Origin of the sequence: Sphingomonas xinjiangensis (genome assembly GCF_014199255.1) — a bacterium.
Taxonomy (GTDB): Bacteria; Pseudomonadota; Alphaproteobacteria; order Sphingomonadales; family Sphingomonadaceae; genus Sphingomonas; species Sphingomonas xinjiangensis.
On sequence record NZ_JACIJF010000001.1, the window covers coordinates 136,157 to 159,924 of the forward strand.

Here is a 23,768-nt window from a genome sequence, read left to right on the forward strand (position 1 = left end):
GTATGCCGAGCAAGCTCAATCTCTACACGATCCGGCCGCACCGCGCCTTTGCCGATGCGTTGGCGAATGGGTTGATCCGGCGCTTCGGCGGCGATCCGATGCGGCTGGCGCGCGGCACGGTGCTGGTGCCGAACAACCGCGCCAAGCGGTCGATCCAGGATGCGTTCGTCCGTGCGAGCAAAGGCGGACTGCTGCTGCCACGACTGGTGGCGACTGGCGACCCGGAGCTGGATGAGGCGGTGTTCGATACCGACGTGGTTCCCGAGCCGATCCCGCCGGCGGTCGATCCGCTGCAACGGCGCATGATCCTGGCGAGGCTGATCCAGGAAGCGGGCCAGGGCGCCGACGCTGCCGAAGCGGTGCGGCTGGCCGGCGACCTGGCAACCACGCTGGACCAGCTGCTGGTCGAGGAAGTGCCGCCGCGCGCGCTGAAGGAACTGGAACTCGGCCCGGAACTGTCGGCGCATTGGGAGCGATCGCTGTCGCTGTTTGAAGTGCTGCTGGAACGCTGGCCGCGCGAACTGGAGAAGCTGGGGCGGATCGATCTGGCCGAGCGGCGGCGAATGCTGCTGGACCGTGTGGCGGCGCGCTGGCGCGAACGGCCGCCGGCCGGCGGCTTTGTCTGTGCGGCGGGCATCAACACATCGGCACCCGCCATTGCCCGATTGCTGCGCGTGATCGCCGGTATGCCCGAAGGCATGGTGGTGCTGCCCGGGCTGTCGACGACGATCAGCGAGGCGGAATGGAGCCTGTTGGGACCGCACGCGCCCGACCCGGTGTCGGGTGTGCGCCGGCGGAGCATCGAGACGCATCCCCAGTTCCAGCTGAAGCTGCTGCTCGATCGGATGGGCGTGCACCGCGACGAATTCGACCTGTGGCGGGCGGGCAGCGAGCACGACGCGCCGCCCGCGCGCAGCAAAGCGATCGCATCGGCGATGGCCCCGCCCGAACTGACGCATGGCTGGACGAGCCTTCCCGCCGCCGAGCGGCGGCTGGACGGCGTGCGGGTGCTGGAAGTAGCGACGCCGGCTGAGGAAGCGCAGGCGATCGCCCTGGCGCTGCGTGAGGTGCTGGAAACGCCAGGGCGCACGGCGGCGCTGGTGACGCCGGACCGGGCATTGGGGCGGCGGGTGGCGGCGCATTGCGCGCGTTGGAACCTGGCAATCGACGATTCCGCCGGACAGCCGCTTTCACTGCTGCTGCCAGGCACCTTGTTGTCCGCGCTCGCCGAGGCTGCCGCGCAGGGTTTCGCGCCCTTGCCGTTGCTGACGCTGCTCAAGCATCCGCTGGTGGGGCAGCCCGACCGACTGGACTGGTTGGAAGGGGTGCGCGGACTGGACCGGGCGTTGCGCGGGCCGCGGCCGGCGGCGGGACTGGACGGGATCGAGCGGCATCTGGCCGAGCAGACGGGGCGCGACGCGCCGCTTCGCCGCCGCGCGCAGCTTTGGTGGCAAACAGTTCAGGCGCCGCTGCGAGCGTTGGAAGCGACGTTCGGGCGTGGCGCGCAGCCGCTGGGCGGCATGGTGGCCGCGCTACGCGAAGCGGCGCAGGCACTGGGTGGCGACGCGGTGTGGAGCCGGGCGGAAGGGCGGGCGGCAGCCGATCTACTCGACAAGCTTGAGCGCGAAGCCGACCATGGCCCAGCGCTGGCCGAACCCGACGCGATCGCGCCGATGCTGCGCACGTTGATGGAAGAACTCGCAGTGCGGCCGCCGCAGGGCGGACATCCCCGCCTGGCGATCCTGGGCCTGATCGAGGCACGATTACAGACCGCCGACTTGATGATCCTGGGCGGACTGAACGAAGGGATGTGGCCGGGGCTGCCGGCGCCCGACCCGTGGCTCGCGCCGCGGGTGCGGGCCGAACTGGGGCTGCCGGGGCTGGAGCGCCGGATCGGACTGTCGGCGCATGATCTGGCGCGCGCGCTGGGCGCGCCCCAGGTGTTGCTCACCCGGGCGCGGCGCGACGCCAGCGCGCCGACGATCGCCTCGCGCTTTTGGCTGCGGCTCGAGGCGTTGGCGGGCGGGCTGGTGCGGGCGCGCGAGCTGGAGCAATGGCTGCGCGCTGTGGACGCGCCCGGCAGGTTCGCGCCGTCCGAGCGGCCCGCCCCGAAGCCTGCAGTCGATCGACGGCCAAAGGCGATCTCGGTTACCGAAGTCGACCGGTTGAAGGCTGATCCCTATGCCTTTTACGCGCGGCGGATGCTGCGGCTGATGCCCCTTGACCCAGTGGACGCGGACTTCAGTGCCGCGTGGCGGGGTACTGCCGTACATGCGGTGCTTCAGCGCTGGTTCGAAGAAGACCAATGCCGACCGGAGCGCTTGCTTCCGCGTGCCGACGCCATGTTCGAGGACGAACGGACGCACCCGGTGATACGCGCCTTGTGGAAGCCAAGGTTGCGCGAGGCGATCAAGTGGATCGCAGGGGAGCTGGCGAGCAGCGCCGGTTCGGGCCGGGCGGTGATCGCAGTGGAGCGGCGTGGGGTGATCGCATTCGATGGCGTCGAGTTGAGCGGCACGTTCGACCGGCTGGACCGGCTGGAAGGCGGCGGGCTGGCGATCGTCGACTACAAGACGGGCAAGCCGCCCTCGCTTGCCGCCGTGCGCGAGGGGTTCAGTTTGCAGTTGGGGCTGTTGGGGCTGATCGCCGAGCGCGGCGGCTTCGACGATGTGACGGGTCGGGCGCGGGCATTCGAATATTGGTCGCTGTCGCGCAATCGCTTTGGCGGATTTGGGTATGTCGAGAGCCCGTGCGATCCCAAGCGGCGCGATCACCTGCCCGCCGATGACTTCATCGACAAGGCTGTGGAGCAGTTCGAAAGCGCGGCGCGGATGTGGCTGACCGGGAACGAGCCGTTCACGGCCAAGCTGCACCCGGATTACGCGCCTTATGCCGAGTATGACCAGCTGATGCGGCGGGATGAGTGGTATGGGCGTGATTGAGGCGGGGGTGATTCCCTATACTTGTACCCCGGCGCCGGCTGGGGCCCAGCTGCGGGACGCGTACGGAGGCGCGGAATGGCTTGGACGGAGCCTAGCGGGCGGGGTTGCCCCTTCTCCTATTCACCGCAACTGGGCCCCGGCCTTCGCCGGGGAACGCAGGGGGTGCGTTCGTGGCTGAGGTGCGTCCGCTTCATCGGCTGAAGGGCAATCAGCGGCGCGCCAGCGATCCGTCGCGGCATATCTGGCTGTCGGCGTCGGCAGGCACGGGCAAGACACAGGTGCTGGCGGCGCGGGTATGGCGGCTGTTGCTGGCCGGCGTCGATCCCGGCGCGATCCTGTGCCTGACCTTTACCAAGGCGGGTGCCGCCGAAATGTCCGAGCGGATCACCAGCCGGCTGGCGCGGTGGGTGCGGGCGAGCGATGCCGAGCTTGCCGCCGACCTGGAGGCGCTGGGCGAGAGCATTTCGCCCGAGGGGCGGCAGCGGGCGCGGACCCTCTTCGCCAAGGTGCTCGATGCGCCTGGGGGTGGCATCCGCATCCAGACGATCCACAGTTTCTGCCAGTCGCTGCTGTCGGCCTTTCCGTTGGAGGCAGGATTGGTGCCGGGGTTCCGCCCGCTCGACCAGCGCGAAGAGGCGGTGCTGGCGCGCGAGAGCCTGGCCGAGATGCTGGTCGATGCCGAGCGCGAGGGGCGGGGCGGGCTGACCGAGGCAGTCGGCGCGCTGAGCCTGAGGCTGGGGGAGGGCAAGGCCGAAGCGTTCCTGAAGGCGTGCGCGCATTCGGCCGAGGCGCTGGAGGCTTTGCCTGTCGGGATACAGCCGTTCCTGCGGCGCTCGCTGGGGCTGCCGATCGGCGACATTGCCGAGGAGCTGGAGCGGTGCTGCGGCGACGACGGGTTCGACTGTGCGAGCCTGCGCGAGATTGCGGCGATGAACGCGGCCTGGGGCACCGGCAAGGGACTCGAGCGCGCCGACGCGATCGCGAAATGGCTGGGGCTGTCGGCCACGGCGCGGGCCGAGGGGCTGTCGCTGCTGCATCAGGTTTGGGCGACCGCCAAGGGCGATCCGCGCTCGTTCGGCAAGGGGCAAGCGCCGCAGGATGCCGGCTATGCCGATGTGGCGATGCGGCTGCACGGGCGTTGCGCCGAATTGCTGGCGATGAAGGTGCAGGCGGACTTCGCCGATCTGCTCGCGCAGGGGCTGGAAGCCGGGCGAGACTATGCCCGTACCTATGCCGCGGCGAAGCGGCGGGTGGGGGCGGTCGACTTCAACGACCTGATCCGTCGCACGGTGGAACTGCTGGGCCAGCCGGGCATGGGCGAATGGGTGCGCTTCAAGCTCGACCAGGTGACCGAGCATGTGCTGATCGACGAGGCGCAGGATACCAATCCGCAGCAATGGGCGATCGTAAGCGCGGTGGCGGACGAGTTCTTTGCCGGCGAAGGCGCGCGGGGCGACCGCGTGCGCACGCTGTTCACCGTGGGGGATTACAAGCAGGCGATCTTCGGCTTTCAGGGGACCGACCCGATCTATTTCAGAGCGGCGTTCGAACGGTTCCGGCAGCTGGCGGAGACACACCCCGATGCCGGGTTCGATTTGGATGATCGGAGCATCGAGGACCTGTCGCTGACGCACAGCTTCCGCACGACCAAGCCGGTGCTGGAGTTTGTCGACATGGCGCTGGCCGAGCTGCCTGATCCCGGCATGGGGCCGATGAGCGCGCTGGAGCCGCATGCCAGCGAGGTGCCGGGGCCGGGCACGGTGACGTTGTGGCCCGCGACAGTGGAAGGTGCGACCGAGGCCGAGGAAGAGGAATGGGTCAGCGACGCCACGCGGAAGCTGGCGGGAGACATTGCGCGGGCGATCAAGGGCTGGGTCGGCACGCTCGAGCTGGAGAGCAAGGGGCGGACGCTGCGGCCCGAGGACGTGATGATCCTGGTGAAGCGGCGCGGCGAGCTGGCGTCGCTGATCGTCGCGCGGCTCTATGCCGAAGGGGTGCCGGTGGCGGGGGTGGACCGGCTGCGGCTGAACGCGCCGTTGGCGGTGCAGGACCTGCTCGCGGCGATCCGCTTTGCGTTGCAGCCCGAGGATGATCTTTCGCTGGCCAGCCTGCTGGTGTCGCCGCTGATCGGCTGGACCCAGGACGAACTGATGGCGGCGGCGCTGCGCGAGGGCGGCGGGCTGTGGCGGCATTTGCGCGCGACGCAGCCTGAGGAACGGCTGGCGCCACTCTACGCGCTGCTGGCGCGGGCGGATATCGCAACGCCGTACCGGTTCCTGGAAGAGATATTGTCCGGGGCGATGCAGGGGCGGCGCAAGCTGCTGCTGCGGTTGGGCGAGGAGGCGCGCGATCCGATCGAGGAGTTGCTGAACGCGGCGCTGAATTTCGAGAAGTTGGCAACGCCGTCGTTGCAGCACTTCCTCGACTGGTTCGACCGCGGCGATGTCGAGATCGTGCGCGACGCCGCGCAGCCCCAGGGTTCGGTGCGGGTGATGACGGCGCATGGGGCGAAGGGCTTGCAGGCGCCGCTGGTGATCCTGGCCGACGCGACGGTGGACCCGACGCGCAGCCCGCGCGACTTCCTGCTGTGGGCGCCCGAGGGGCATGACGGGCCGAAATTCCCGATCTTTCGTCCACGCTCGGCCGAGCAGGCGGGGGCGCTGGGCGAAGCGGTGGCGGCCGAGGCCGCAGGCGAGCTTCAGGAGCATTGGCGGCTGTTCTACGTCGCCGCGACGCGAGCGGAGGAGCGGCTGGTGGTCGCGGGGGCGCTGGGCCCGATGGCCAAGGGCGTGCCGCCGGAGAAGAGCTGGTATGGCGCGTGCGTGCGCGCGTTCGACGCGCTGGGGGTGCCGGAAGGTGAGGGTGTGCGCGAGTTCCGCGGGTTGAGCGCGGCCAAGCCGGTGGCGCCTGCTGCGCGGGCGGAGGCGGTCGCGGAGGCGGTTGCCCCGCTGCCTGACTGGGCTTCGCGGCCGGCACCCGAGGAGGCGCGGCCGCCGCGACCGCTGGCACCATCGTCGCTAGGCGAGGATCTGGTGGCCGATCCGCCGCCTTCGCCCAAGATGCGGCTGGCGGCCGAGCGGGGGCGGGTGCTGCACGCACTGTTCGAGCGGCTGCCGAGCGTGGCACCGGGCGAGCGTGCGGTGGTGGCGGATCGCTGGCTGGCGGGCGCCGGTGGAGTTGAAGATGCCGAGATGCGCGCGGGCTTGATCGCCGATGCGATGGCGGTGACCGAGGACCCGCGCTTTGCCGAGCTGTTCGCGCGCGATGCGCTGGCCGAGGCGCCGATTGCCGCGGTGGTCGAGGGGCTGGTGGTGTCGGGCACGGTCGACCGGCTGGTGGTCACGGCGGATCGGGTGCGGGTGGTGGATTTCAAAACGGGGCGGCGGGCGCCGCGCTTGGCGCAGGATATTCCGGCCTATCACCTGCGGCAGATGGCGGCCTATGCCGCGGCGTTGCGGGTGATCTTTCCCGGGCGTGCCGTGGAGGCAGCGTTGCTATACACGGCGGGCCCGGTGCTGCACGTGCTCGACGACGCGGTGTTGGCGGCGCACAAGCCCGGCTTCGCGGACACGGAGCAAAGCTTGACCGCGCGCGCTTGAGCCGGCCACCCGGCGCACATAGATAAGCGCTCACGACAATCAGGAGACCGTTACCATGGCTACGCAGCCCACCACCGATGCCAGCTTCGAAGCCGATGTGCTCCAGGCCGACAAGCCGGTGCTCGTCGACTTCTGGGCCGAGTGGTGCGGACCGTGCCGCATGATCGCCCCGGCGCTGGAGGAACTGGCGTCCGAACTGGGCGACAAGGTCAACATCGTGAAGCTCGACATCGACGAGAACCCCGACGCGCCGACCAAGTACGGCGTGCGCGGCATCCCGACGATGATCCTGTTCAAGAACGGCCAGCCCGCGGCGACGCAGGTCGGCGCGATGCCCAAGAGCGGCATCAAGCAGTGGATCGAGCGCGAGCTCTGATCTGAACAAGGCGGGGCTCGCGGGTCCCGCCTTTCTTTATTCCCGCCCGCGCGTTTCCGGGCGCCAGCCATCGTAGCGCGGGAGGTCGTCGCCGGCTTCGTTCCAGGACAGGCGCTCCGCGTAGAAGATGTGAAATCCGGGCGTGACCTGCGCCGGATCGTCCAGCGTTGCGGCGGTGACGTCGATCTCGTCGCCTTGGAAGTCGACATGGATGGTGAGCGGAGTGCCGCAGCGGGTGCAGAAGCTGCGCTCGCCGAATTCTGTGGTCTTTACCCGACCAATTGCGTCCTCGCCCTGCTCAAGGACATAGTCGGCCAGTTTTACCGTAGTGAACACAAGCGCCGGCACCTGATATCTTTTAGCAGATGCGGCAGTGACACCAGCCGGTGTCATAAGGCGTGCCGTCGAGTCGATAGCGTACCGCGCCGCAGAAGCATCCGCCCTTCACTCGCGCTCTCCTCAGCTGAGCGGAATCATCACCTGGCTGATATATCCGGGCCGCTCGCGAAGCCTAGCGTACCAGGCTTCGACATGTTCCAGCCGGGGCCGGTCGATCGGAAGCGTGAACCAAGTATAGGCGTACACACCCATGGGCACGTCGCCGATGCCGAAGGCGTCGCCCGACAGCCATGGCGTTTCGGCAAGATAGCGGTCGAGGATCGCCATCTGCTTGGAACAAGCCGCTGCCGAGCGGGTGATCGCCGCGGCGTCCCGCTGATCCGGGGTTCTCCGGATCAAGTTGAGGAACGCGTCGCGTTGAGCGTCGGCATAGCCGAACTGCCAGTCCATCCAGCGGTCGGCGAGCGCGCGCTCCGACGGATCGGTGGGCCAGAAACGGTCCGCGCCGCGGCGCGCAGCGAGGTAGCGCAGGATCGCGTTCGATTCCCAAAGCACGACATCGCCATCTTCGATGGTGGGGATCAGCGCGTTGGGGTTCTTTTCGAGATACGCGGTGTCCATGCCGAACGCCCCGCCGACATCGTGGCGGACATAGGGGATGTCCAGTTCCTCGGCGAACCAGGCGACCTTCTTCACATTGTGCGAGTTGAGGCGGCCCCAGATCGTCAGCATTTTATCAGCTCCGATAATCGGCGTTGATTGAAATGTAGCCGTGGGTGAGGTCGCAGGTCCAGACTTTGGCATGTCCCTCACCGAGACCCAGATCGACGCCGATCTCGATTTCCTTCCCCTTCAAGTGGGCGGCGACGGGCGCTTCGTCATAGCCCTCGACCGCGAGCCCTTCGCGAGCAACCTGGGTGGTGCCGAAGCGGATGGCGAGCTTGTCGCGCTCGGCGGGTTCGCCGGCTTTGCCCACGGCCATGACGACGCGGCCCCAATTGGCGTCCTCGCCGGCGATGGCGGTCTTCACCAACGGCGAGTTGGCGATCGACAGGGCAATGCGATGAGCGCTGCGGTCGCTCTCGGCCCCCTCGACATCGATCTGGATCAGCTTGGTCGCGCCTTCGCCATCGCGCACGACGAGCAAAGCAAGCTGGTGGCAGAGATCGGCGAGCGCGGCGCGAAAGGCGTCGGCGCCGGCATCCTCCTCGCTGGTGAGCGGCGCATTGCCTGCCTTACCGGTCGCGAAGGCGAGCACGGTGTCGCTGGTCGAGGTGTCGCCGTCGACGGTGATGCACGAAAAAGTGCGCGTATTGGCGTCGGCGAGCGCGCGCTGAAGGAAGACCGGATCGACTGCCGCATCGGTGAAGATGAAGCCGAGCATCGTTGCCATGTCGGGCGCGATCATCCCGGAGCCCTTGATGATGCCGACCAGGTTGACGGTGCGGCCGTCGACCACCGCGCTGGTGACCGCCGCCTTGGCAAAGGTGTCGGTGGTCATGATCGTCTCGGCGGCGGCTTCCCAGCTGGCAGGCTCAGCAGTGAAGGCAGCGTCGAGGCCGGCTTCAGCCTTGTCGATCGGCAGCGGGACGCCGATCACCCCGGTCGACGACACGAAGATGTCCGACGGTTCGCAGCCGAGATGCGCGGCGGCGCGTGCGGCGATCGCTTCCACAGCGGCACGGCCGCGATTGCCGGTGAAGGCGTTGGAATTGCCCGCGTTGACCACCAGCGCTCGCGCGCGGCCCAGCACCAGCGCCTTGCGGCACCATTCCACTTCGGGGGACGGGCATTTGCTGTTGGTCAGCACACCCGCGACGCTGGTGCCCGGCTCCAGCGTGACGAAGGTCAGGTCGCAACGGTCCCAATTCTTGTACCGGGCACGGGCGACGCGGGGCGTAACGCCGGCGATGGCGGGCAGGGCGGGAAAGGGAAGTGCGAGGGGCGAGGTTTCCATGCTTCCGCGCCTACCCAAGTTGGACGCGGGCGGCAAATGTCGGCCCCGTGCCTGGATGGCAGCGCGCAGCCGGGGTGGAGACGTTGCCGGTGTATTCGCGCAATCCTTCTTCGGTTTAGCCTATGCAGGGCGATCGCTGCCGGTATTTGTGTATCGCGCCGTGTCGTCGGTGCCACGAACGCGAGGCAGACTCCCTAACGATGACCGACACGCACCCGCGCGCATGGCGCATCACCGGCTTCGCCTTGTCCGCGGCGGGCGCAATGCTGTTTGCGATCAAGGGCGTCCTCATCAAGCTGATCTACCGCTATGGTATCGACACGACGAGCCTGCTGGCGATGCGCATGGTGTTGGCCGTTCCGGTGTTCGCGCTGGTGGGCGTGCATCAATGGCTGCGATTAGACCGACGTGCGCGACCGGATGCGCGGACCTTCTGCCTGGCCATGCTGGTCGGCATCCTGGGCTATTATGTTTCATCGTGGCTGGACTTCGAGGGTCTGCAAACGCTGGACGCGCAGATCGAGCGTTTGATCCTGTTCACCTATCCCTTTCTGGTAATTCTGTTCGGACGATTGTTGCTGGGACACCCGCTTCGTGCGCATGCCCTGCTCGGCGCCGGTCTCAGCTATGTCGGCTTGTTCGTGATGTTCGCAGCCGAGCCGACCAGGCTCGGGCCGGCAGCGCTGATCGGTGGGGGCCTCGTCGCCACAGCGGCGGCAACCTTCGCCCTGTACCAGTTGTTCGCACGCGAGCTTATCGTACGTTGCGGAGCTTCGTTGTTCACTGCCATCGCCATGGGCTCGGCTGGGATCACGGCGTTGCTCGGCTTCTTCGCAACACATCCGGCCACGGCGCTGGTCCCACCGCGAGGTGCATGGGCGTTGATCGTGGCGCTGGCCGTCTTCTCAACTGTGGTGCCTGCGTTCCTGATGTCTGCGGGCACAGCCAGAATAGGCGCGCAGAGCACGGCCATCGTTTCGACGATCAGTCCTGTGGTGACGATCGGCGTTGCGATCATGGTGTTGGGCGAGCCGTTCGGCTGGCCCGAGGCGTTGGGGACGGCGTGCGTTCTTGGCGGCGTGGGCCTGTTCAGTCTGGTCGAGACTCGGCCGCGTTCGTACCGGGCAGCGGAGGAGGGGCCGGCCTGACGAGCGACGCCGCGGTGCGAGCGGTCGCGCCGACTGCCGCGGAAATTGCACGCTTTGGGTTGGACGAATGGCCGGGGGCGCATTATGTCCCAGCCTTCCGCCTGGACGAGAGCCCCTTTGGACCTGCTGCTTCTCCTGACTGCGTTGTTCGCCAGCCTGACCGGGATCGGTTCGGGCGATGCGCGGGCACGCCAAGTGCAGGGCATCGCGGTGGTGCAGGCGAGCAAGGCCGCGCAGGCGGTTGCCCAGCGCGCCGAGGCAGTACAGCCGACTGCCGGGATAGCGCAGTCGCTTACTCCGTTGGGCCAACGCTGGGCAGTGTCGCGGACGCCGGCGCCGGTGTCCGCCAGCCAGCGCTTCGAGCGGCGGCTCGAATAACGCGCCTGCGGCTCCTCGACCGGCGCCGCGCATGTCCTTTTCATCGACTCAACGGACGCAGGCCGCTTGCCGCGCCCGCATGACCCACATTCAGATCACAGGAAATTCCCATGCTCGGCGGATTGGCCAAGACCTTTTTCGGCTCCTCAAACGATCGGTACGTCAAGTCGCTTGGCGCCATCGTCAACAAAATCAACGCGTTTGAGCCCACGCTGCAGGCGATGGATGACGCGACGCTCGCCAATCAGACGGTGCTGTTCCGCGAGCGGCTGGCCAATGGCGAGAAGCTCGACTCGATCCTGCCGGAGGCGTTCGCCACCGTGCGCGAAGCATCGGTGCGGGTGATGGGCATGCGCCATTTCGACGTGCAGATGATCGGCGGCATCGTGCTCCATCGTGGCGAGATCGCTGAAATGCGGACCGGCGAAGGCAAGACGCTGGTGGCGACGCTGGCCGTGTACCTGAACGCCCTGCCGGGCGAGGGCGTGCACGTCATCACGGTCAACGACTATCTGGCCCGCCGCGACGCGGAGTCGATGAGCCAGATCTATGGCTTTCTGGGGCTGACCACCGGCGTGATCGTGCCCGACCTGAGCGACCAGCAGCGCCGCGACGCTTATGGCTCGGACATCACCTATGGCACGAACAACGAGTTCGGCTTCGATTACCTGCGCGACAACATGAAATATGATCGCGCATCCATGGTGCAGCGGCCCTTCGCCATGGCGATTGTCGACGAAGTGGACTCGGTGCTGATCGACGAGGCGCGCACCCCGCTGATCATCTCGGGTCCGACCGACGACAAGTCCGATCTTTATATGGGCGTCGACGCGGTGGTGAAGCAGTTCCACCCCGACGATTACGAGAAGGACGAGAAGCAGCGCACCGTCATCCTGACCGAGGATGGCACCGAAAAGGCAGAGCGCGCGCTGGAGGCGGCCGGGCTGCTGCAAGGTGCGAACCTATACGATTTCGAGAACACTCAGGCGGTGCACCACTTGAACCAGGCGCTGCGCGCCAATGTGCTGTTCAAGCGCGATATCGATTACATCGTCCGCGACGGCAAGGTGGTGATCATCGACGAGTTCACCGGCCGCATGATGAACGGCCGGCGCTGGTCGGAAGGGCTGCACCAGGCGGTCGAAGCCAAGGAAGGCGTGACGATCGAGCCGGAGAACCAGACGCTCGCGAGCATCACCTTCCAGAACTATTTCCGTATGTACCCCAAGCTTTCGGGCATGACCGGCACCGCCGCGACCGAGGCGCCCGAATTCTTCGACATTTACAAGATGAACGTAGTCTCGATCCCTACGAACGTTCCGGTCCGCCGGGTCGACGAGGAAGACGAGTTCTACAAGACCACCGAGGAAAAGTTCGCGGCGATCGCCAAGAAGATCAAGATCCATTCGGCCAAGGGCCAGCCGGTGCTGGTCGGTACCGTGTCGATCGAGAAGTCCGAGCTGCTGAGCGAGTTCCTGAACAAGGAAGGCGTCGAGCATTCGGTGCTGAACGCCCGGCATCACGAGCTGGAAGCCGGCATCGTCGCACAGGCCGGGCGGCTGGGCGCGGTGACGATCGCCACGAACATGGCTGGCCGCGGCACCGACATTCAGCTGGGCGGTAACCTCGAGTTCCGCATACACGAAGAACTGGGCGACATGCCGGAGGGCGCGGAGCGCGATGCCCGGGTGGACGAAATCCGCCGCGAGATCGCAGCCGAAAAGGACCGGGTGCGCGAGGCTGGAGGCCTGTTCGTGCTCGGCACTGAGCGCCACGAGAGCCGCCGCATCGACAACCAGCTGCGCGGCCGTTCGGGCCGCCAGGGCGATCCGGGCCTGAGCCGCTTCTATCTGAGCCTGGACGACGATCTGCTGCGCATCTTCGGATCGAACACGCTGTTCTCCAAGATGATGCGCAACAACATCGAGGATGGCGAGGCGATCGGCAGCAAGTGGCTGACCAAGGCGATCGAGACCGCGCAGAAGAAGGTTGAGGCGCGCAACTACGACATCCGCAAGCAAGTCGTCGAGTATGACGACGTCATGAACGACCAGCGCAAGGTCATTTACGAGCAACGCGCCGACATCATGGATGCCGACACGATCGGCGATGTGGTCGAGGATATGCGCCGGGAGACCGTCAACGGGCTGGTCGGCGAGGCGTGCCCGCCCAACAGCTATCCCGAGCAGTGGGACGTGGTAGGACTGACTGAGAAGGTGAGCGCGACGTTGGGCGTCGACGTGCCGCTGGCCGACTGGATCGCCGCGGAAGAAGCCATCGAGCCGGAGACAGTCGAGGAGCGTATCCGCGAAATGGCCGACGCGCATGTGAACGCCAAGGCCGCCGATTTGGAGCCTGAGACCTGGGGCCAGATCGAGAAGTCGATCCTGCTCCAGAACCTGGACCATCACTGGAAAGAGCATCTGGCGACACTCGACGCATTGCGACAGGTGGTTCACTTGCGTGCCTATGCGCAGAAGACGCCGCTCAACGAGTATAAGCATGAAGCGTTCGCGCTGTTCGAGCGGATGCTGATCAACATCCGTGAGGATGTGACGCGCACACTGGCGCACGCCCAGTTCAGCATGGCTCCGCCGCAGGACCTGCCGGAACTGCCCGACTTCCTCACATCGCATATCGACCCGTTCACCGGCGAGGACGACAGCTATGACTATGATGCGGGTGCACAGGGGCTGATCACCACTCGGCTGCCGCAAATGGGCATCCCGCAGCCTTCGGGCGAGGGGTTGGGTACCGATCCGTCACAGTGGGACGGACTGGTTAGCCGCAATGCGCCGTGTCCGTGCGGCTCGGGGCAGAAGTACAAGCATTGCCACGGCGCGGTGGCGTAAGCGCTGCCGCTTGCCCGTAGCGGGTGAGCGAGTCGGGCACGAAAAAGCCCTCCCGGAGCAGGCTCCGGGAGGGCTTTTTAGTACTGGTGCTTCGATCAGCGGCCCTGTTGCGGCGTCTGAATCGTCGGGCCCAGGCGATTGAGCACTTCGCGTGCATCGAAGGCGCGGACATTATCCGACGGCTTCGGGCCGCGGCCGGTCACGATTTCCGCAACGGCTTCATACTGCTCGACCGTGCGGATATCGACGCTGCGGTCGAAGAACGGGTCGCCCCAGAAGGGGTCCCAGCTGCGCCAGCCGAAGCGCGGACGATAATAGCGCCACGACGGACCCCAGCCGCCCCATGGGCCGCCATAGAAGCCGCCGCCAAAGCCGCCGGCGCCCGGCGTGGCATAGGTGCGGGTCTTCTTCTCGGTGTCACGGTCGGCAAGGACGAAATAGTCGGCGCCGTTCTGGACGGTGAGTTCGGCGGCGCGGAAGAGCAGGTAGCGCTCCACCGTCTCGCGGGAGGTCAGGCTGTTGCCCGCGAAGCTGACACGGAAGCGATTGCTTTCGATCTGCTGGTCCGAATAGCCGGTCGCGGACGAGCCGGTGCCGACCGCGGGCCGGTAGGGTGTCGCAGTCATGCACGAGGCCAGCGCGAGGCTGCCCGCTATGACGGCGCCGAGGCGCGCGAGGCGCCGACGGCGAAGATTAGGATTCGGCATGGATTCTCCAATCTCGATCTTGTTGTTCTGAGTTCTTGCTGGAGTAACGCGTATCCGGGAGGAAATGTCCGTACGCGAATGCGGTGAGCTGTGCACTTTCGCCGATTGACGGCAGGTGAACGAGGCGCATTCAGGCAATTCTTTCAGGTACTTCCGCCGCATCATGGTCAATCGACGCCTTGGGGGCGACCGCTTCCCAGGGGAACACGAACCAGTCCTTGGTAACGTCGCGGTCGATCGCGCGAAACGCATAGTCTGTGCGCTGGCCCGAACGGATATTGTCGAGCAGCACGGCGAAGCGGATATTGTCTGCGCGCGCATCGTGCGCGGCGAGCGCGGCACGGAGCGTGCCGATGGTCCCGCCGGTGTCGTTGATGTCCTCGACGAGCAACAAACGCTCGCCGTTGCGGGTAAGCGCCGCCAGGGGAGCCAGGCGATCCGCGCCGAAAGCAGCGATGCCGCTGGAATGATCGATCGACACCGTCGGCAGGCCCATGCGGTGGGAGAGGTACACGGCCGGGACGAGCCCGCCGCGTCCGACGCCGACCAGCAGGGTCGGTGACCAGTGCGCCGCGGCGTCGGCGATCGCATGGACACCCGCGACCAGATCCTCGTGCGGCAAATGGGTGAAGACGATCTCGCTCATGGCACCAGCATCGCAGGGGCGAGGGTGAGCCGCAAGCCGGAGTGGCGGATCAGTTGCCCAGCAGATGCAGCGCCACGTCGCGGTGGTGCGGGCGCCGGCGGTGCTCAAACAGGTAGATGCCCTGCCACGTGCCGAGCGCGAGTTGCCCTCTGATCAGCGGGATCGATAGCTGGATGCCCGTCAATGTGGCGCGAAGATGCGCGGGCATGTCGTCAGGCCCTTCGTCGTCATGCGCGTAGTGGGCACCCTCCGGCGCCAAGCGCGCGACCCACGCCTCCAGATCGCTGCGTACCTCGGGGGCGGCGTTTTCCTGAATGAGCAGCGAGGCCGATGTGTGACGGCAGAACAGGGTGAGAAGCCCCTCGTTCAATTCCTGCGCCGCCACCCAGGCCACGACGGGGCGGGTGATCTCGACGAGACCCTGTCGCCGAGTGTCGATGCGGAGGATGTGGGTGGTCTGGCGGATCGGCTGCATGGCGTGTCTGCTAGCAGCTAGCGCACCTTGGGTGCCAGTCAGCGCGTGGAGGTGCTTGACCCAAGCAGTGGCTCCCTGAGTAGGATTCGAACCTACGGCCGCTCGATTAACAGTCGAGAGCTCTACCGCTGAGCTATCAGGGAATACCAATGTTCCACAGCTGCTTATGCCTGCCGCCGGCGCTGGGCCGACGGCTGGCTCCCTGAGTAGGATTCGAACCTACGGCCGCTCGATTAACAGTCGAGAGCTCTACCGCTGAGCTATCAGGGAACAAGCCGTGGGGGGCGTCTATAGCTGCTGTTTTTGGAGATGCAAGCCGCTCAGGCGATGAATTGCTCCATGGTGATGCGGTCGTCGAGCGCATGCTCAGGATCGAACAACAAGGTCAGGTCGCGGGTCTGGTCGATTTCGACGCGCACTTCGCAAACTTCCCGCACCTCGCGCTGGTCAGCGACGGCCGACACCGGCCGCTTGTCCGCTTCCAGCACGCGGATTGCGATGCGCGTCTTTTCGGGCAGAATGGCGCCGCGCCAGCGGCGAGGGCGGAAGGGGCTGATCGGTGTGAGGGCGAGCAGCGCCGACCCGAGCGGCAGGATCGGGCCTTGTGCCGAAAGGTTGTAGGCCGTGGATCCGGCGGGGGTCGCGACCAGAATGCCGTCGCAGACCAGTTCGGGGAGAACGACGCGGTCGTTAACCGTCACTTCCAGCTTGGCGGTCTGACGCGTTTCGCGAAGCAGCGAGACTTCGTTGATCGCGGGGAGACGGCAATGCTCACCGCTTACAGTCACCGCCGTCATGGTGAGCGAAGAGACACGGAACGGCTTCGCTCGCGTCAGCCGCTCGCCCAGCCCTTCCAAGCGCCAGTCGTTCATCAGAAAGCCGACCGTGCCGAGGTTCATCCCGAAGACGGGCACGGTTCGGCGCCGTTCGAGCATCGCGTGCAGCGTTTGCAGCATGAAGCCATCGCCGCCGAGCGCAACGACCTGTTCGGCTTCCTCCAGCGTCACCCAGTCATATGCCTGGCGCAGTTCGTCCTCGGCGACCTGGGCAGGGGATGTCGGCGAAGCGACGAGCGCAGTCGGCGTCATCCGCCGGTGACGCTCATGTGCCGGGCAACCGCCGGGGCGGCGCCGCGCTCGATACGGAAATCATGTGCTGCGGGTTTTAGGTCCAGCGCTTCCGAAATGCGCGCATCCACCTCAGCCAGGCCGCCGCTGCGTATCGCTGCCCGGAGATCGACCGAGTCGTCATGGCCCAGGCACATATGGAGCTTGCCATCGGTGGAGAGGCGGACGCGGTTGCAGCTCGCGCAAAAATTGCCGGTCAGCGGAGATATAAGGCCGAGCCGCGTGGCGGTGCTCGCGACCCGCCAATAGCGTGCGGGACCGCCGGTGCTGCGATTATCGAACTTCAGGTCGAACCGGGCGCGCAGATCGTCGAACACCCGTGTGAGCGGCAGAAAGCGGTCGGCACGGTCTTCGTCGATCTGGCCGAGCGGCATGGTTTCGATAAGCGTCAGGTCATGACCCTGGTCGATGCACCAGGCGAGCATCGGCGCGATCTCCTGGTCGTTCAGCCCGTTCAGCGCGACCATGTTGATCTTGACCGCAAGGCCCGCCTCTGCGGCGGCACGGATGCCACCTAGAACCTGTTCAATGTCGCCGTGGCGCGTGATGTGGCGGAATGTCGCGGCATCCCGGCTGTCCATGCTGACGTTCAGGCGGCGAACGCCTGCATCGAACAGCGCTTCGGCATGTTGCGCCAGGCGAGTGCCGTTGGTGGTGAGCGTCAGTTCATCCAGGCCATGGCCGAGCGAACGGCCGAGCCGCGCAACCAGCTCCAGCATGTCGCGGCGGACCAGCGGCTCGCCGCCCGTCAGCCGTATCTTGGTCACGCCGCGGGCGATGAACCGCTCCGCAATAAGCGCGATCTCTTCCAAATCGAGCAGCGCAGCACGCGGCAGAAAGGTCATCTGTTCCGCCATGCAATAGCGGCATCGCAGATCGCAGCGGTCCGTGACGGAAATCCGAAGATAGGTGATCGCCCGGCCATGCCGGTCCACCAGTTTCTCAGGCACGGAGACAGGGACGGCACTGGCCATGTCGCTGGGGTAAGCACTTCGGATCGCGCAAACAACCCTTCGGATGGGCAAGGGGATGCGTTGCCGCTATCGATTGCCAAATGGAAGACAGTTTCACCGTGGTCGCGAATGAACCATCGGACTCCGAAGTGCCGGTTTTCATCCTGTCGTTCCGCCAGCGCGACGAAGTTGCGGCAGCGGCGGCGAGCGGCGGCTGGCGCGTGATCGCAGCGCGCCGGGCCGAGGGGGTGGACCAACGCTTTCTGGCGAGCGGCGCAGCGGTGGCAGTAGTGGATGCACGGGGGGCGATGTCCGAGGGGCTTGCCGCGGCCAAGGCTCTGGGACCGACCATCGAGCAGCATGGTGCGGCGATGCTGATCCTGATCTCGCAGAGCGATACGGTGCATATGCGCCACTTTTACGATGCCGGTGCGACGCATTTCCTGAGTAGCCCGATGTCATCCGCTGCCATGGCCCATGCAATCCGATTCGCGTTTCGGCATGCCGAGCGGCTGACGGGCTGGGGCAAGGATGGCGGTGGCGCCGCTGAACCGCTTGGGTGGCGTTTCGATCCTGAAATAGGGGCGCCGCAGCTCACGCCAGCGCTCGCCAATCTGCTGGGTCTCACGGAAGCGCCCGGCCTCCGCGCGATGCTGCGCCGGCTGGAAGCGCCGGATCGGCTGTTGCTTCGCGCGGCGTTGCGGCGATTGAGGCGAACTGGCGGGTCCACTGCCTTTGCGCATGATCTGCCAGGCGTCGGCCGCATGGTGCAGCATCTGCAACACGATCCGGACACGGGGCGCCTCGACGTGCTGGTTGAGGCGTTGGGCGTGGCTCCCGACGCCTCCTCTGCGGTTCGCGATCTGCTCACCGGCGCACGCGACGGGCCGAGCGCACGCCGATGGATCGATCGGCGACTGGGGGAAGGCGCAGGGCTTGCCGTCGTGCTGATCGGCATGAGCCGGTTCGACACGGTCAACACCGCATATGGCCGTGACGTTGGGGACGAGCTGCTGCGGGCAGTGTCAAAGCGCGTCAGCGAAGTGTCGCGCGAGGCATTGGGCGGATCGGCGATCATCGCCCGGATTGCGGGGTCGGAGTTCCTGGTTGCCACCGACATGGCCGCTGGAGCGCGGCTGGAGCAGGGGGTCGTCCGGCTTGAGGAAGCGTTAGGCCGCCCGTTCGTGGTGCGTGGCGCGATCACCCCCATAGGCGCGCGGCTTGCCACGGCAGTGAGTGAGGCGGGCGATTCTGCGGCGACAATCCTGCGGCGGGCCAGCGAGGCACTGCTAGGCAAGGAGGTGCGGGGCGACCCCGCCGGGCCCCCGGTGGAGCAACTCGCCAATGAATTGCACCGGGCGTTAGAGCGCGGCGAGATCACCATCCGCTATCAGCCGCAGGTGGAAATCGCCTCGGGCAAGATCATCGGCGTGGAGGCGCTGGCGCGGTGGAATCATCCTGAGCTTGGCGAGATCGGCGCCGAGGCGCTGTTCGCCGCCGCCGAGCGGGCGGGGCTGGAAGCCGCGCTCAGCGACACCATTCAGCGCCGGGCGCTGTCCGGCAGCGCACAATGGCCTTCGCTGCTGTCGGGTCTGCGATTGTCGGTCAACGTGACCGCTGCGGATGTAGGGCGGGCGGGCTTCGTGGAGAGCCTGCTCGGGCGCGTCGACGCGAGCGGCTTCCCGCGTTCGCGCCTGACGGTGGAGATCACCGAAACCGGCATCATGGCCGACTTGACTGAGGCGGCGCGGCTCCTATCCGAATTGCGCGCTGCGGGGTGCCGGGTGGCCATCGACGATTTCGGCACGGGTTATTCCAGCCTGGCGTATCTCAAGGCGCTGCCACTCGATTATCTCAAGATCGACAAGCGGCTGAGCCACGACATCACCGGATCGCACCGTGATCGGGTCGTCGTACGCGGCGTAATCGACATGGCACGCTCCCTAGGCCTTTCGGTAGTTGCCGAGGGTGTCGAGACAGAGGCCCAGTTGGATCTACTTGCGAAGGAAGGGTGCCAGTATTTCCAAGGTTATCTGTGCTCGGAACCGCTGGACGTGCCGGCGCTTGCGCAGTTGGTGCAGGCATGAGCGGCAATCAGCAGGATGTCGGCGGCGTCTGGTATGGGCGCTGGGACGCCGAGCAGCCGCAAGTGGCACCGAACCGTTTCATCGCGATGCTGGAAGAACAGGGCGGGGCGATTACTGGCACGATCAGCGAGCCTGACGCGGATGGCGGGGAAGGCGTGCTGCGCGCGCTGGTGCGCGGGGAGCGTAGCGGCAGCAGCATCGCGTGGGTGAAGCAATATGACGCCAGTGGCCGGCTGGCGCATGCCGTCCGCTATGCCGGCGCAGTCAACGCTGACGCGACGGAGATCCGCGGGCGTTGGCACCTCAAAGGCCTTAGCGGCGGCTTCGCAATGATTCGTGAGAAGTTCAGCGAGGCCGAGTTGGAAACGGAAGAAGAACTCCTCCTTCCGCTCTAATCGGGCTGACGCGTCTTATCCCGCGGCCTTGGCGAGCCCTCGCGACAATTGAAGCGCAGCGTTGAGGCGTGCCTTGCGGTTCGCCCAGGCGCGGGCGATCACCAGCTTCATGTCCGGGCGAAGCTTTGCGGTGCCCTCCAGCTTGTCGACATAGGCGAGCAAGCCATCGATACTGGGAAACTTGTCCTGGTGGAACGACACCAGCGCACCCTTGGGGCCGACATCGAGCTTGGCGATGCATGCTTTTTTCGCGTTCAGCTTGGCTTCGATCAAGGTGATCAGGTTCTCGGTCGCCTCGGGGAGCTTGCCGAAGCGGTCGATCAGCTCGGCGGCGAACTCCTCGATGCCGCGGCGATCCTCGATGTCGTTAAGCCTGCGGTAGAGGCCCATGCGCAAATCGAGATCAGGGACATAGTCCTCTGGGATGAGGATCGGCGCGTCGACGGTGATCTGCGGGCTGAGGTCCTTGGGACGGATGTCGTCGCGGATGCCGCCAGCCTTGGCGTCCATGATCGCCTCTTCCAGCATCGACTGGTAGAGTTCGTAGCCGACCTCCTTGATGTGGCCCGACTGTTCGTCGCCGAGCAGATTGCCGGCGCCGCGAATGTCGAGATCGTGACTGGCAAGCTGGAAGCCGGCGCCGAGCGACTCGAGATCCGAGAGCACCTTCAGCCGCTTGTCGGCTGCCTCGGTCATCTGCCGCTGCGGTGGGGTGGTCATGTAGGCATAAGCGCGGGTCTTCGAGCGCCCGACACGGCCGCGAATCTGATACAGCTGGGCAAGCCCGAACTTATCGGCGCGGTTCACTATCAGCGTGTTGGCCGACGGAATGTCCAAGCCGGACTCGATGATCGTGGTGGAGACGAGCAGGTCGTACCGGCGGTCGTAAAAGGCCGACATGCGCTCTTCGACCTCCGTCGGTGCCATCTGGCCGTGCGCGACGACGTACGAAATTTCCGGAACGTCCTGCGCCAGGAACTTCTCGATATCGGGCAAGTCCGAGATGCGCGGGGTGACAAAATAGGCCTGGCCGCCCCGATAATGCTCACGCAGGAGCGCCTCGCGCAGCACCACCGGGTCCCAGGGCATCACATAGGTGCGCACCGCCAGGCGGTCGACCGGCGGGGTCTGGATCACCGAAAGTTCACGCAAGCCCGACATCGCCATCTGGAGGGTGCGCGGGATCGGCGTGGCAGTCAGGGTGAGGACGTGGACGTCCGCCTTCATCGCTTTCAGGCGTTCCTTGTGGGTCACGCCGAAACGCTGCTCTTCGTCGACGATGACGAGGCCGAGGCGCTTGAAGTCGACGCTCTTGGCGAGGATCGCGTGAGTGCCGATCACCACGTCGATCTTGCCGAGCGCGAGCCCTTCCTTGACCGCCTTGGTCTCGGCAGCGGGAACCAGACGGGAGAGACGTCCGACTTCGATGGGGAAGCCCTGAAAACGTTCGGTGAAGTTGCGATGGTGCTGGCGCGCAAGCAGGGTGGTGGGGCACACCACCGCCACCTGCATGCCTGCCATGGCCGCGACGAACGCGGCGCGCAGCGCGACTTCGGTCTTGCCGAAGCCGACATCGCCGACCACCAGCCGGTCCATGGGGCGGCCGGCGGCGAGATCGCCCAGGACGTCGCTGATCGCGCGGTCCTGGTCCTCGGTCTCCTCATAGGGGAAACGATCGACAAAGGCGGGGTAGCCGCCATGATCGGGCTCGGCGACATCGGCGGGGCGCGTGGCGCGCTTGGCGGCGGTAACGATCAGCTCACCCGCAATCTCGCGGATACGCTCCTTCATCTTGGCCTTGCGCCGCTGCCATGCCTCACCGCCGAGACGGTCGAGCGTCGCGCCTTCCTCGCCCGAGCCGTAGCGGCTGAGGACTTCTAGATTCTCAACCGGGACGTAAAGCTTGTCGCCGCCGGCATAGCTCAGTGCGACGCAGTCGTGCGGCGCCTTCTGCACCGGAACCTGCGTCAGGCCTTCATAGCGGCCGATGCCGTGGTCGACATGGACGACGAGATCGCCGGGCGAGAGTGTCGCCAGTTCCTGCAGGAACGCGTCGGTGTTCTTGCGGCGCTTTGAGCGGCGGACGAGCCGGTCGCCGAGCATATCCTGCTCGGTAAGCACGGCGATGTCGGGTGCCGTGAAGCCGTGATCGAGCGGCAGGACGATCAATGCGACGCCCTTGTCGGCGACGCCCAGCGCCTCGTGCCAAGTGTCGACGGGGATGGCGCCCTTCAGGCCGTGATCTGCGAGCAGTCCCGACAGGCGCTCGCGCGCGCCGGCCGAATAGCTGGCCAGGATCGGCTTGCGCCCGCCACGGCGCACCTTGGCGAGGTGGGCGACCACGGCTTCGTAAACGTTGCTGCCAGCGGCGCGCTCGGGCGTGAAGTCGCGCGGACCATCGACGTTGAACTCCAGGACGCGGTCGCTTTCCGGCTCGTGGAACGACGTCGAGACGTGGACGGGACCATGATCCAGCGCCCGCGCCCATTCCTCGGGCGATAGATAGAGCGCGTCCGCCGCGAGCGGGCGATAGCTGCCGGGCGCGGTGGATTCGGCGCGGACGCGGTTCTGCTGGTAATCGGCAATGGCCTCAAACCGCTGTTCTGCGGCGCCATCGGTGGCTGCATCGCGGACGAGCACGGCTTCGTCGGGAAGATGCTGGAACAGTGTTTCCAAACGCTCTTCGAACAGCGGCAGCCAATGCTCCATGCCGGCCAGCCGACGGCCATCGCTGATCGCCTGGTAAAGCGGATCGCCGGTGGCGTTGGCGCCGAACTTCTCGCGATAGCGGGTGCGGAAGCGCTTGATGCTGTCTTCGTCGAGCAGCGCTTCGGAGGCGGGGAGCAGCGTGAACCCATCGACGCGGCCGGTGGTGCGCTGATCCTCGGGCGAGAAGGTGCGGACGCTTTCGATCTCGTCGCCGAAGAAATCGAGCCGCAGCGCCTGTTCGGCGCCCGAGGGGAACAGGTCGACCAGGCCCCCGCGCACGGCGAATTCGCCATGATCGTTGACGGTGTCGACGCGGATATAGCCGTTCGATTGCAGCAGGGTCGTCAGCCGATCGAGGCTGATCCGCTCGCCCGGGGCGAGCTTCGCGACCAACTGGCGAATGCGGAACGGCGTCAGCGTGCGCTGCGTGACGGCATTGGCGGTCGTTACGAGCAGCCGCGGCTGGCTGCCCTTCGCCTGTAGTGCGTGCAGCGTGGCCAGCCGTTCGGACATGACGCGCAAGGTTGGTGAGGCACGGTCATAGGGGAGGCAATCCCAGGCGGGAAAGCTCAGCACCTCAAGCTCCGGCGCGAAGAACGTCGCGGTGGAAGCAACGGCCCGCATCGCGGCTTCGTCGGAAGCGATGAACACGGCCAAGCCACCCGCCCGGGCGAGATCGGCGAGCATCCAGGGCTGAAAACCCGCAGGCGTGCCGGCAAGCGTGAGGGAGCGAGTGGCGGAAAGGATCGTCTTCAGGTCAGGCATCTGCTCTTCTTTCGCCCCTCCACTGGCGGGAGGGGCGCTAATTTATCTTGCGATGGGCACGTAGGTGAGGGTCTTCAACGCGGTGATGATCGTGCCGCCGTAGCGCGCGGGCACTTCGGCGGTTCCCATCGCCCATGCCATGATATCGACGTCCTGTTCTTCCATCATCGCTTCGAACAGGGTGATTTCTTCGTCGTTCCAGGTGGCGCCATGCGCGTCGAAGAAGCCGCCGATCAGCAGGTCCGCCTCCTTGGTGCCGCGGTGCCAGGCGCGGAAGCGCAGGCGCTTGAGGCGATGTTCGCGGTCCATTCGG

General features: G+C 66.4%; 19 protein-coding genes and 2 tRNA genes. 8 read left to right on the forward strand and 13 right to left on the reverse strand.

Annotated elements, in window-relative coordinates; genetic code table 11:
• The first annotated feature begins 2 nt into the window (after window positions 1–2).
• The 3 genes from addB (at window position 3) to trxA (ending at window position 6,917) form a co-directional block, all read left to right on the forward strand.
• Window positions 3–2,942 (forward strand): double-strand break repair protein AddB, encoded by a 2,940-nt coding sequence (addB, locus tag FHT02_RS00780; RefSeq protein ID WP_184083266.1) that lies wholly within the window; start codon window positions 3–5, stop codon window positions 2,940–2,942.
• Between the two features lie 170 nt (window positions 2,943–3,112).
• Window positions 3,113–6,541 carry a double-strand break repair helicase AddA gene (gene addA / locus FHT02_RS00785; RefSeq protein WP_184083268.1) on the forward strand — a complete coding sequence of 1,143 codons (3,429 nt, stop codon included), beginning with the start codon at window positions 3,113–3,115 and terminating at the stop codon, window positions 6,539–6,541.
• A gap of 55 nt (window positions 6,542–6,596) precedes the next feature.
• A complete protein-coding gene (trxA, locus tag FHT02_RS00790; protein WP_184083270.1) occupies window positions 6,597–6,917 on the forward strand; it encodes a thioredoxin in 321 nt (106 codons plus the stop codon).
• A gap of 36 nt (window positions 6,918–6,953) precedes the next feature.
• Here the strand turns inward: trxA and FHT02_RS00795 are convergent, their stop codons facing one another.
• Genes FHT02_RS00795 through argJ form a run of 4 tightly spaced genes read right to left on the reverse strand, consistent with a single transcriptional unit; the run spans window position 6,954 to window position 9,213 of the window.
• Window positions 6,954–7,265 carry a GFA family protein gene (locus FHT02_RS00795; protein ID WP_184083272.1) on the reverse strand — a complete coding sequence of 104 codons (312 nt, stop codon included), beginning with the start codon at window positions 7,263–7,265 and terminating at the stop codon, window positions 6,954–6,956.
• Between the two features lie 10 nt (window positions 7,266–7,275).
• Entirely contained in the window at window positions 7,276–7,365 is a 90-nt protein-coding gene (locus FHT02_RS22355) for a GFA family protein (RefSeq protein ID WP_484592912.1), read from the reverse strand.
• Between the two features lie 11 nt (window positions 7,366–7,376).
• Window positions 7,377–7,988 carry a glutathione S-transferase family protein gene (locus FHT02_RS00800; protein ID WP_184083274.1) on the reverse strand — a complete coding sequence of 204 codons (612 nt, stop codon included), beginning with the start codon at window positions 7,986–7,988 and terminating at the stop codon, window positions 7,377–7,379.
• Between the two features lie 4 nt (window positions 7,989–7,992).
• A complete protein-coding gene (gene argJ / locus FHT02_RS00805) occupies window positions 7,993–9,213 on the reverse strand; it encodes a bifunctional glutamate N-acetyltransferase/amino-acid acetyltransferase ArgJ (RefSeq protein ID WP_184083276.1) in 1,221 nt (406 codons plus the stop codon).
• 200 nt (window positions 9,214–9,413) lie between these two features.
• Between argJ and FHT02_RS00810 the strand changes: the two genes are divergently transcribed.
• The 3 genes from FHT02_RS00810 (at window position 9,414) to secA (ending at window position 13,591) form a co-directional block, all read left to right on the forward strand.
• Window positions 9,414–10,361 (forward strand): DMT family transporter, encoded by a 948-nt coding sequence (locus tag FHT02_RS00810; RefSeq protein WP_184083278.1) that lies wholly within the window; start codon window positions 9,414–9,416, stop codon window positions 10,359–10,361.
• Window positions 10,362–10,478: 117 nt separating this feature from the next.
• On the forward strand, window positions 10,479–10,739 hold the full coding sequence (locus tag FHT02_RS00815; protein ID WP_184083280.1) for a hypothetical protein: 261 nt from the start codon (window positions 10,479–10,481) through the stop codon (window positions 10,737–10,739).
• A 110-nt stretch (window positions 10,740–10,849) separates the two neighbouring features.
• Window positions 10,850–13,591, forward strand: a complete 2,742-nt coding sequence (secA, locus tag FHT02_RS00820; RefSeq protein WP_184083282.1) for a preprotein translocase subunit SecA — start codon at window positions 10,850–10,852, stop codon at window positions 13,589–13,591.
• Window positions 13,592–13,686: 95 nt separating this feature from the next.
• On the opposite strand, the gene FHT02_RS00825 is transcribed toward secA, so the two are convergent.
• The 7 genes from FHT02_RS00825 to moaA all read right to left on the reverse strand — a co-directional run bounded on the left by FHT02_RS00825 (window position 13,687) and on the right by moaA (window position 17,520).
• On the reverse strand, window positions 13,687–14,298 hold the full coding sequence (locus FHT02_RS00825; RefSeq protein WP_184083283.1) for a CC0125/CC1285 family lipoprotein: 612 nt from the start codon (window positions 14,296–14,298) through the stop codon (window positions 13,687–13,689).
• Window positions 14,299–14,428: 130 nt separating this feature from the next.
• Window positions 14,429–14,944 (reverse strand): phosphoribosyltransferase, encoded by a 516-nt coding sequence (locus FHT02_RS00830; RefSeq protein ID WP_184083284.1) that lies wholly within the window; start codon window positions 14,942–14,944, stop codon window positions 14,429–14,431.
• A gap of 49 nt (window positions 14,945–14,993) precedes the next feature.
• A complete protein-coding gene (locus FHT02_RS00835; protein ID WP_221239234.1) occupies window positions 14,994–15,419 on the reverse strand; it encodes a secondary thiamine-phosphate synthase enzyme YjbQ in 426 nt (141 codons plus the stop codon).
• 68 nt (window positions 15,420–15,487) lie between these two features.
• A tRNA-Asn gene (locus FHT02_RS00840) sits at window positions 15,488–15,562 on the reverse strand.
• Between the two features lie 52 nt (window positions 15,563–15,614).
• Window positions 15,615–15,689: transfer RNA gene (locus FHT02_RS00845), tRNA-Asn, on the reverse strand.
• A 50-nt stretch (window positions 15,690–15,739) separates the two neighbouring features.
• Window positions 15,740–16,507 carry an NAD kinase gene (locus FHT02_RS00850; protein ID WP_184083285.1) on the reverse strand — a complete coding sequence of 256 codons (768 nt, stop codon included), beginning with the start codon at window positions 16,505–16,507 and terminating at the stop codon, window positions 15,740–15,742.
• Window positions 16,504–17,520, reverse strand: a complete 1,017-nt coding sequence (gene moaA / locus FHT02_RS00855; protein WP_184083286.1) for a GTP 3',8-cyclase MoaA — start codon at window positions 17,518–17,520, stop codon at window positions 16,504–16,506. Before moaA ends, FHT02_RS00850 begins: the two co-directional genes overlap by 4 nt.
• A gap of 80 nt (window positions 17,521–17,600) precedes the next feature.
• Between moaA and FHT02_RS00860 the strand changes: the two genes are divergently transcribed.
• Both FHT02_RS00860 and FHT02_RS00865 read left to right on the forward strand, forming a co-directional pair.
• A complete protein-coding gene (locus FHT02_RS00860) occupies window positions 17,601–19,586 on the forward strand; it encodes a putative bifunctional diguanylate cyclase/phosphodiesterase (RefSeq protein WP_184083287.1) in 1,986 nt (661 codons plus the stop codon).
• Window positions 19,583–19,981, forward strand: a complete 399-nt coding sequence (locus FHT02_RS00865; protein WP_184083288.1) for a hypothetical protein — start codon at window positions 19,583–19,585, stop codon at window positions 19,979–19,981. Before FHT02_RS00860 ends, FHT02_RS00865 begins: the two co-directional genes overlap by 4 nt.
• Before the next feature lie 15 nt (window positions 19,982–19,996).
• On the opposite strand, the gene mfd is transcribed toward FHT02_RS00865, so the two are convergent.
• On the reverse strand, window positions 19,997–23,455 hold the full coding sequence (gene mfd, locus FHT02_RS00870; protein WP_184083289.1) for a transcription-repair coupling factor: 3,459 nt from the start codon (window positions 23,453–23,455) through the stop codon (window positions 19,997–19,999).
• A gap of 42 nt (window positions 23,456–23,497) precedes the next feature.
• A complete protein-coding gene (locus FHT02_RS00875; protein ID WP_184083291.1) occupies window positions 23,498–23,764 on the reverse strand; it encodes an FAD assembly factor SdhE in 267 nt (88 codons plus the stop codon).
• Between the last annotated feature and the right edge of the window lie 4 nt (window positions 23,765–23,768).

Bases quoted from the DNA above. Each gene is read 5' to 3' on its own strand.
- addB (WP_184083266.1), top strand. From the start codon at position 3: ATGCCGAGCAAGCTCAATCTCTACACGATCCGGCCGCACCGCGCCTTT.
- trxA (WP_184083270.1), top strand. From the start codon at position 6,597: ATGGCTACGCAGCCCACCACCGATGCCAGCTTCGAAGCCGATGTGCTC.
- FHT02_RS00800 (WP_184083274.1), bottom strand. From the start codon at position 7,988: ATGCTGACGATCTGGGGCCGCCTCAACTCGCACAATGTGAAGAAGGTC.
- argJ (WP_184083276.1), bottom strand. From the start codon at position 9,213: ATGGAAACCTCGCCCCTCGCACTTCCCTTTCCCGCCCTGCCCGCCATC.
- FHT02_RS00810 (WP_184083278.1), top strand. From the start codon at position 9,414: ATGACCGACACGCACCCGCGCGCATGGCGCATCACCGGCTTCGCCTTG.
- secA (WP_184083282.1), top strand. From the start codon at position 10,850: ATGCTCGGCGGATTGGCCAAGACCTTTTTCGGCTCCTCAAACGATCGG.
- FHT02_RS00825 (WP_184083283.1), bottom strand. From the start codon at position 14,298: ATGCCGAATCCTAATCTTCGCCGTCGGCGCCTCGCGCGCCTCGGCGCC.
- FHT02_RS00830 (WP_184083284.1), bottom strand. From the start codon at position 14,944: ATGAGCGAGATCGTCTTCACCCATTTGCCGCACGAGGATCTGGTCGCG.
- FHT02_RS00835 (WP_221239234.1), bottom strand. From the start codon at position 15,419: ATGCAGCCGATCCGCCAGACCACCCACATCCTCCGCATCGACACTCGG.
- FHT02_RS00850 (WP_184083285.1), bottom strand. From the start codon at position 16,507: ATGACGCCGACTGCGCTCGTCGCTTCGCCGACATCCCCTGCCCAGGTC.
- moaA (WP_184083286.1), bottom strand. From the start codon at position 17,520: ATGGCCAGTGCCGTCCCTGTCTCCGTGCCTGAGAAACTGGTGGACCGG.
- FHT02_RS00860 (WP_184083287.1), top strand. From the start codon at position 17,601: ATGGAAGACAGTTTCACCGTGGTCGCGAATGAACCATCGGACTCCGAA.
- FHT02_RS00865 (WP_184083288.1), top strand. From the start codon at position 19,583: ATGAGCGGCAATCAGCAGGATGTCGGCGGCGTCTGGTATGGGCGCTGG.
- mfd (WP_184083289.1), bottom strand. From the start codon at position 23,455: ATGCCTGACCTGAAGACGATCCTTTCCGCCACTCGCTCCCTCACGCTT.
- FHT02_RS00875 (WP_184083291.1), bottom strand. From the start codon at position 23,764: ATGGACCGCGAACATCGCCTCAAGCGCCTGCGCTTCCGCGCCTGGCAC.